An 8,364-nucleotide genomic window follows, 5' to 3' on the forward strand; every position below is an offset into this window, starting at 1 on the left:
ATAACTGAGTACCAAAACCTGAACGACTAAAAGAGGTAGGTAAAATAAGCAGCGAAAGATTACATCTTTCAAAGAAAAACCCTTCAGAAAGCGTCCTTCGGTGCATAGAATTTCAAGCGACTTACACTAGTGAATAATGTAAGTCGCTAACATAAGAGGCTAACGCAAGCGTCTGAACACAACCTGCTGGTCGAGCTCATTCTGATAGTCCGTGTAATCAAGCCCTTGATCAAATATGTACTCAGTGACAAGAGTACGAATGCACTCAACCAATGTGCTTGCTTGCCAAGGCTTTTCAAAGTAACGGTCGATGCCTGCTGCATTAATCGCATTGATGGTATCAGTATGAGTGGCCTGCCCCGTAAGAAGAATTTTCTTGGTATTCGGAAAGCGACTGTCATGGAACACTTCAGTGAGTAACTCCACACCCGTTTTCCCTGGCATCACATGATCAGACACGATGACGGTAATGTGTTCGCCTTCTGCGTCAAGTTCATCAATGAGATCAAGCACTTCTTGCGCTGATTCACAATCTTCAATATTCAGCCAACTCGCCAGCGGCTCTAAATCTTGTATCACTGCGCTCAGTACTTCTCTCTGGTCATCGACACAGATTAAATTAAGCTTCTCCATGTTCACCCTCTATTGGTAACTTGATTCTAAATACCGTTTTAGAAGCATCACTTTTCACAATAATACTTCCGCCATAACCTGCCACAATCCGCTTAACTACTGATAAACCCAAGCCCAATCCAAACGATAAACCACCTTTTTTAGTGGTGAAGTTGGGCTGAAATACCTTTCTACGAGTCGCCTCGTCTATCTCAGGGCCGTTATTCGCGATCGTAACTAATATCCTTTTCTTACTTAATCTGGTTTGAATCTCTATTGCGGCATCGTCTGAATTCGACATTGCATCACAAGCATTCTTTACAATGTTGACCCAAATCTGAACGAGCTCTGTTTTCGAGCCTTTAAAAGACGGTAAATCCGCAGGGCTCAATCGCACAGACACTCTACGTAACTCACTTTGTAGCAACGATAAGGCATGGTTAATGGAGTCGTTAATATCAACCGCTTCTTCGGTGTCGATATCAACTCTGCCAAGTTGTTTAACCGATTTTACGATGCCGACGGTGTGTCTAGATGCCAAACGCAAATCATGTAAATCACAGCCCATCTGCCAAAAACGAATCGCTTCTTCTGGTTTTTTCAGCCAATGCTTTGAAATAACGTCTGTTGCAGATAAAGCATCAATTGGAATCGCCTTTGCAAGAGAGCGAGCAATGTTTTTGTCTAAACCATATTTTCTTTCAAATTGTCGCCCACGTGTTCGTGCTTCTGACGACGACGTTTTCTGACCATGCATTAACCCAAAATCGAAAAATTGACTGGCTTCTGGATGCACTTCTTCAAGCAGATCCATGATGACCGTTTCAAGTCGACCAGATTTACTATTTACGACACCAATAGCGTTGTTAAGCTCATGAGCAATCCCTGCAGCCAATTGACCCAAGGTCGTCATTTGCTCAGCAGTATGTAACTTCTCTAGCGCTTTTTGTTTCGCTATCGCTTCTTGTGTTGCGCGGCGTTGACGACGCGACAACTCATTGACAATTACAGGTGTGAACTGTGCGGTAAGAGGACCAAATTTACGTTCATCTTCTGCAGGCGTGTCTTTATCGATCCACGCTAACTCAACATCGGTTTTAGCAACAACCGTTGAAGATGCTGTCCAATTACCTGAAAAGAAGCTATGAACGCCTATAAAAGCCCCACTACCCGCGCTAAATACTCGCACTTGCGGTGTATTCGCATCGGTATAAAACCCTTCCAGTTCTCCACTAAACACATAATATAAACGAGTGTTTAACGCTGATTGTTCAATAATGGTGTTACCGGCACAGCACGTCACCCGACGTTCTGTTTGGTTAAAATAGCGCTCGATAAGTGCTTCTAGCTTTTGTTGATACACGTATCGTTATCCTATGTGACCAATTGAATGTAGCACCCACACCATAACAAAACTCAGTAGCACACCAACCACACCCAAAATAATACCGATTCTGGCCATTTGATTACTTTGCACATGACCAGTGGCATGAGCCAACGCATTCGGTGGCGTACTGATTGGCAGCGACATACCTAATGAAGCGGCAAAAGTCACAACCAAAATTAACGTTAGCTCACCGCCTAGTGGCGTGAGTGAAGCCATAGACGAACCTAATGCCGCCATAATTGGCATTAACAAGTTAGCCGTTGCGGTATGAGACATAAAGTTTGCCATTACCAAACACAAGAACGCCGCTCCGAACAACACCACATAGGGTGAGTAGCTATCAAACGGAATACTGTGTACCACGAGCTTTGCTAAGCCAGTTTTATCGAGCGCTAAACCAAGCGCAATACCACCTGATACAAGCCACAATACGTCCCAAGAAATTTTCTTCAGGTCTTCTTTATTGATGATCCCTGTGAGTGAGAACACAGCGACAGGAATCAGAGCGACGGTGTAAGAGTTCATGCCATGGCTTGAACCCATTAACCAAAGAATGATGGTCAGCGCAAAAGTGACGTACACTGCAATGGCTTTGGGCGTTTTAAGGAATTTACCTTTGATGCTTAGTTCAATTTTCTTTTGGTCAGCTTTGTACATAAAGCCTATTAAAAACCACGCTAACGCCATCATAATAACGACAAACGGCACACCAAATGCCATCCATTCACCGAACGTAATGAGGTTGTCACCAACTAAATATTTAAGTGCGATAGCGTTCGGAGGAGTACCGATCGGGGTACCAATGCCACCGATGTTAGCGGCAACAGGGATACAAAGCGCAAACGCTATACGACCGGGGTCTTTCGGGCCAAACACAGCCAGTACCGGCGTTAAAATAGAGAGCATCATTGCCGTTGTTGCTGTGTTAGACATAAACATCGAAAAGATGCCAGTGATCAACATTAAGCCGAGCATCACAAACTTCGGGTCTTGTCCAAATGGCTTCAATAATACACGGGCTAAGTTTACGTCTAATCGATACTTAGTGGCGGCCATCGCTAAGAAAAAACCGCCCAAAAACAGCATGATGATTGGGCTGGCGAATGTCGCCATGATGTCGCTGTATTTTAACAACTCACCAAAATGTTCCTGCCCATGCTCAAACCTTAAAAAGATCAGCCCTTTATCCGACAACATCAATAATTGCAGAACGATAATAACAACAGACGTCGCGTAAATCGGGATAGGCTCGAACACCCAGCACAATGCCGCTAACAAAAAGATCGCAATAACGCGTTGTTGAATAATCGTAAGGCCTTCAAATGGAAACGCTGATAGCGGCATTACGAGGATAATGAAAGGAATTAAAATAGGGATAATGTATTTAATATAGGGGCGCATAGCACAAAAACTCTTCCTGAGATAACAACTACTTAGAAATTAGATTTACAGTTCTAATTTAGATCCGACAACGAATTATCGAACTCTCGCCACTATCTCACTCTCGGCTAGATCAATGATTATGTGATCACGATATCCCCTTTTTCGATTCTGTGCGCTACCTCTACGTTTGTATGTCATTTACTGTTGCAATTAAATTCAGGAGAGTGGTTTCTGCGTTTCTATTCATAATCCGTTCCGGTTATTCTAGGTACTGTCAGAACAGATCAGTCGCTTAAGTCATGTCCATAAATTGAGGACAGCTTCTGAGTAACCTCTCAAATATATGAGTTAGACTTACTCGGATTGTGCGTGGTTTTGCATTTCCTTTTGCCGTAAGTTTATTTTCAAGCTCGCTTAGTAGAGCATGGAAGAAATAATAAAAAGATACCTATTCTCCCCCGAAAACAGTTCTACACAACACAACTTTCGACCGGCTAATAACATGACTATTGTTACATCTAAAAAACGTCCTACCGTTGGCATTGTGCTGCCTATGCTCAGTGGCTTCTACATGGGCGAGCTAAATGCAACCCTTAGAAGGCTTGCGAAAAACCATAAAGTCAATCTGATCTTCATCCGCTCGGGTGAGCGAAGAGATTTTAAACTTCCTATATATTTTAATCATCTCGATGCCCTTGTGGTCGTTCTCCATGCAGCGACAGTAAAGTTGATCGAAGAAGCTATAAACGCAAACATTCCAGTCATTTCTATTGGAGCAAGCTATGCGCCGCTGCCCGTTGAGCAGTATTATAGTGTGCAAAGCGATGGTGTCACTAAGCTCTATGAATGGTTACAAAGTCAAGGACACGAAGAAATCGGCTTTTGTGGCGATCTCACTGTTAATGATATCAGGTCTCGCTTCAAAGCGTATCAACGCACGGTGATTGATCATAAAGGCTCATTCAACCAACGCCATTTCTTCCGCGTGTCGAATTGTTCTCTATCTGGGGGACGAGAAGCCGCAATAGAATTTATACAGCGTAAATCCAAATGCACTGCGGTTATCTGCGCAACTGACCACAATGCTGTAGGTATGATGGAGCAACTGTCTCACAGCAATATCTCGGTACCTGACGATGTCGCCATCGTAGGCATTGATAATATTTTCGTCGGTCAACAATTCAATCCCAAGTTAACAACAGTAGACCAACAGCTTGAGCTTCTAGCGACGCAAGTATTTCACCGCGTGTTGGAACGTATTTCTGGGAAGCCTTTTAATAATGCCAATAATAGTGTCCCGCAAAAGCTCATCGTTCATCAGTCTTGCGGTAACACAAACCCAGATCTCGAACATAAAGAAGATATCAACTCAACTCGCCAAATCCTCTTAAATGTGCAAGGGCGTTCTCCCGCTGAGATATTCGAAAATTTCTATTCACAAGCACAAGGAGGTTTTGACTCAATTAGAGATGCTCAAAGCCTTTACGGAAACAATCTTGACTGGGCCTGTCTCGCTGAGTGTAATTCGGAGCAATACACTATTAGGAAATGGGTAGAAAAAGGCATGACTCAGCCAACTACCCTACCGCAACAAACAGATATTCAAGACGATATTCGCAATTTCCCATTTTTCGAACGCTATGATCATTTCGTTGCTTCCATTCTTCCTATCAACTCAGGGCAAGAAGATCACTGGAAGCTCGTCGCTGTTGTTGATTCATTGCAAGATCACCAAGATATCGGTACACAATCGGTATTCAACAATTATTTAGATATGCTCGCACTGTTCATCGAGCGCGACGAGCTTATCAATACAAGTAACAATCGTCAGAAGAACTCCCAACAGTTGTTGCAACAGCTCAAAGTAGTATCTAACAGCTCAAACGATGGTATCTGGGATTGGGACTTACTAACCAATACTCTTGTCTGGAACAGTCGGTTAACCAAAATGATTGGCTGTCAAGATACCTTTTCTGATCGTAAGTTAGGATGTGACCATCTGTTCCAATATATACACTCAGAAGACTTAGAACTTCTCGAGTCCGCCATTCATAACCACTTAAACGAAGAAGTACCGTTCAAATGTGAATTCAGGATGAAGACGCAACATCGCGGATATATCTGGGTTCATGCCAATGGCTCAGCGGTTCATAATGCAGAAGGGCAGGCTGTGCGCTTCATTGGCTCAATGACGGATGTAACTCAAGAGCGAGAAGATGCGGAAAAGATTCAACACATGGCGTATTATGATGCGCTTACTGGCATCGCTAATCGCCGGAAAATAATGGAAAGCATCGCGCAACACATTGTGAATCGACCTAACCAAAAACGCGCGGTCATGTTGATGGATCTTAACCGTTTTAAGATTATCAACGACTCTTTTGGTCATCACGTCGGTGATGCACTTCTTTGCCACGTGACCAAACATATTCAGAACGTGCTATCAAGTGAACACCTTGTCGCACGTTTGGGAGGTGACGAATTCTTGTTTTTGTGTAATGTCAGTTCCGAAGCAGACATCAACGCACTCGCCACGCAGATTTTAAATGCCGTTCAAAATCCATTGATCGTTGATGATATTGAGATTATCAGCCAAGGAAGCCTAGGCATCGCTATGTATCCTTATGATGGCGTAAGTGCCGAAGAATTAATTAAGCAGGCCGACATTGCCATGTATCAAGCTAAAAAGCTGGGAGGACAAAGCTATCTCAACTTTCAAAGGTCAATGGCAAAAGAGACGGAAAACATAATCGAAATAGAGCACCAACTCAGTCGTGCCATCGCTCAACAAGAAATAAAGGTGCACTACCAACCTCAATATTGTGGGCAAGATGAAAAGATTACTGCTGTTGAAGCACTAGCAAGATGGGAATCTCCAACATTGGGGGATGTCCCTCCTGACCAGTTTATCGAGGTTGCTGAATCAGCTGGCCTAATCAGCAAGCTTGGTGAATGTATCATTCATCGAGTTTGTAAGGATGTTGAAGGATCTGAATGGCTACAAACCATGAGCCATATTTCCATTAATATCAGTGCAAAACAGCTGATACAGCCTCACTTCGCTCAAGAAATCATTCGAACTATTCGCCAATACCAGCTTCCTTTGACGTTATTCTGTATTGAGATAACCGAGTCAGCAGCAATTGTCGATTACGAGTTATGCATAAACTCACTTAAAGAACTACACGATGTAGGAATTTCTATCTCTCTTGACGATTTTGGCACGGGATTCTCTTCTCTATCTTTACTAAAGCAACTTCCACTAAGTGAAGTAAAGATCGACCGTTCATTTATCTCTGACATAACTCAAGGGCAGACCAACTTAGACTTCGTCAACACTATGATCATGATGGGTAAAAGCTTGGGCTATCGTATTGTAGCTGAAGGGGTGGAAACTGCTGATCATAACCAACGCCTAAACGGACTGGGGATAGATCTGCTGCAAGGTTATTACTTCAGTAAACCTCGACCATTAAGTGAACTGGAATCAGAAGTGGCTATCAAATTGACTAGAGCTTAACCGTGGCACAACGGCATTATTTAAAAGTAATGCCATTCTTATTCACGCTTTGCGTTAACTTTAGTGCCTATTGGCAGGTTAACGGAATAAAAATGAGCGTAAACAGTAGATGACATAAAGGTCGTTTAGAACCACAGATAGACCTCGTTGAGATGCCTTATCTGGACTACGACAAACAGACGTACTACCCCAATCAGACAGTTATCTTCTGGCCTCGCTACCGCTGGGGCGCAGGCGGGAATGCTGTCGCATCGTTTGCACCAGTCACTATTTCGCCAACAGAGTAAGTCGTTTCTTATTGAGTTAGGGCTTAATCGCTAGGCCCTAACTCTTCATTATCGAAGGTAAGTAAAACACAAGAGACCTACTCAGAACCTAATTACAGGGAGTAATCAAACACAATGATGTCTTCTAAAAGCGGACGAAACACATCTTTCAGCGCATCATGCTCAGGGTGCGGAAGGTAATTCTGACGGCCTTCTTCATCGGCGAACGTCATTAACACCGAGTGGGTATAACCTTGATTCTTGTTTTCAGGGCTGTCATTTAATCCCCATTCTACTGAAGTGACCCCTTCAACCTTGTTTGGCATCGCTTCAAACAACATCTTTAGTTTTTGAACCTCTGAAGCCTCAGCGTTTTGTTTAAACTTAATCAGTAGAATATGACGAATCATTCCCGTTTCTTTTTGAGTCATTCCTAGTCCTTTCGAGCGTTCGCTTACTGGTTTGTAATGCTTAACCAACACCTAATAGCGATCTAAATTAGAGAACAACAAAATGCCACACGTTACACAACATGCCACACGTTACACAACATGCCAAGGCTAGATCGCTAGAGTTTATAAAATACTCCACAACCCAATAACGAAAAATGCTGCACCCGAGGGCCCAGCATTTCTCATGACAATGGTAAGCACATCTTTAACGTTAATCACGACGACCTGTAAGCTGGATCGTTTGGTCTTGATCAACGTTCTTTTGGAATTTTATTCCGCCATTAGCGGCGTCATTTCTTCCTTCAAGCACTGGATCAGATTCAACACGCTCAGCCTTTACTTGATTGCCTTCGCTTCTCATCATATCGAGAGTACTCGCATAAGTACCGTCAGCCGCGAAAGCCGTGTTCATAGATAAAGCCATCAATCCAAGTGCGATTAACTTGTTCATACATCACCTCATTGTATTTCTAATTCTTTGTTCGTTTGGTATCTGTGTTTTTGTTGGGGTAACTTTAACAATCGAACATGAACCATAGATGTGAGCTATGTGATGAGCTGCCGCCGCTCGCAAAAAGACGCACCTTTGAATCAGTGGTTATTCCAAATGTTGAAATCTACCCTGAAAAACAAACAAGCGTAGTTCAGCTTTTAACGGGTTAACTACTTAAAGGCTTAACTGCCTAACTCCCCTACCATCCAAAAAAGAAAAGGCTCCCGAGGGAGTAATGCCGATCAGTTAAA

Annotated in this window: 6 protein-coding genes and 2 pseudogenes; 3 read left to right on the forward strand and 5 right to left on the reverse strand. The window is 43.1% G+C overall.

Translation table 11 applies throughout. The features are described from left to right. Positions 1-159: 159 nt before the first annotated feature. Genes AB4375_RS18095 through AB4375_RS18105 form a run of 3 tightly spaced genes read right to left on the reverse strand, consistent with a single transcriptional unit; the run spans position 160 to position 3,400 of the window. On the reverse strand, positions 160-633 hold the full coding sequence (locus AB4375_RS18095) for a response regulator (protein ID WP_017063648.1): 474 nt from the start codon (positions 631-633) through the stop codon (positions 160-162). After that, positions 620-1,975 carry an ATP-binding protein gene (locus AB4375_RS18100; RefSeq protein ID WP_017069973.1) on the reverse strand — a complete coding sequence of 452 codons (1,356 nt, stop codon included), beginning with the start codon at positions 1,973-1,975 and terminating at the stop codon, positions 620-622. Before AB4375_RS18100 ends, AB4375_RS18095 begins: the two co-directional genes overlap by 14 nt. Positions 1,976-1,981: 6 nt before the next feature. After that, positions 1,982-3,400 carry a DASS family sodium-coupled anion symporter gene (locus AB4375_RS18105; RefSeq protein WP_372052205.1) on the reverse strand — a complete coding sequence of 473 codons (1,419 nt, stop codon included), beginning with the start codon at positions 3,398-3,400 and terminating at the stop codon, positions 1,982-1,984. A gap of 484 nt (positions 3,401-3,884) precedes the next feature. Here AB4375_RS18105 and AB4375_RS18110 point away from each other — a divergent pair, with 484 nt between their 5' ends. Both AB4375_RS18110 and AB4375_RS18115 read left to right on the forward strand, forming a co-directional pair. Then, complete coding sequence (locus AB4375_RS18110) at positions 3,885-6,902, forward strand: EAL domain-containing protein (RefSeq protein WP_372052207.1); 3,018 nt, start codon at positions 3,885-3,887, stop codon at positions 6,900-6,902. 122 nt (positions 6,903-7,024) lie between these two features. Beyond that, a pseudogene (locus AB4375_RS18115) lies at positions 7,025-7,135 on the forward strand (DUF3103 family protein); the annotation flags it as partial. A 146-nt stretch (positions 7,136-7,281) separates the two neighbouring features. On the opposite strand, the gene AB4375_RS18120 reads toward AB4375_RS18115, so the two are convergent. After that, positions 7,282-7,599: a Dabb family protein gene (locus AB4375_RS18120; protein ID WP_372052209.1), complete on the reverse strand. Its 318-nt coding sequence runs from the start codon at positions 7,597-7,599 to the stop codon at positions 7,282-7,284. Between the two features lie 232 nt (positions 7,600-7,831). Continuing rightward, positions 7,832-8,071, reverse strand: a complete 240-nt coding sequence (locus AB4375_RS18125; protein ID WP_017069969.1) for a hypothetical protein — start codon at positions 8,069-8,071, stop codon at positions 7,832-7,834. Between the two features lie 81 nt (positions 8,072-8,152). Between AB4375_RS18125 and AB4375_RS18130 the strand changes: the two are divergent. After that, positions 8,153-8,263: pseudogene (locus AB4375_RS18130) on the forward strand (LysR family transcriptional regulator); the annotation flags it as partial. Positions 8,264-8,364 lie beyond the last annotated feature (101 nt).

It is taken from the genome of Vibrio sp. 10N.261.51.C6 (assembly GCF_041471785.1).
GTDB classification, from domain to species: domain Bacteria; phylum Pseudomonadota; class Gammaproteobacteria; order Enterobacterales; family Vibrionaceae; genus Vibrio; species Vibrio crassostreae_C.

Excerpts from the sequence above, each read along its gene's own strand:
- AB4375_RS18095 (WP_017063648.1), bottom strand. The coding sequence starts at position 633 with ATGGAGAAGCTTAATTTAATCTGTGTCGATGACCAGAGAGAAGTACTG.
- AB4375_RS18105 (WP_372052205.1), bottom strand. The coding sequence starts at position 3,400 with ATGCGCCCCTATATTAAATACATTATCCCTATTTTAATTCCTTTCATT.
- AB4375_RS18110 (WP_372052207.1), top strand. The coding sequence starts at position 3,885 with ATGACTATTGTTACATCTAAAAAACGTCCTACCGTTGGCATTGTGCTG.
- AB4375_RS18120 (WP_372052209.1), bottom strand. The coding sequence starts at position 7,599 with ATGACTCAAAAAGAAACGGGAATGATTCGTCATATTCTACTGATTAAG.
- AB4375_RS18125 (WP_017069969.1), bottom strand. The coding sequence starts at position 8,071 with ATGAACAAGTTAATCGCACTTGGATTGATGGCTTTATCTATGAACACG.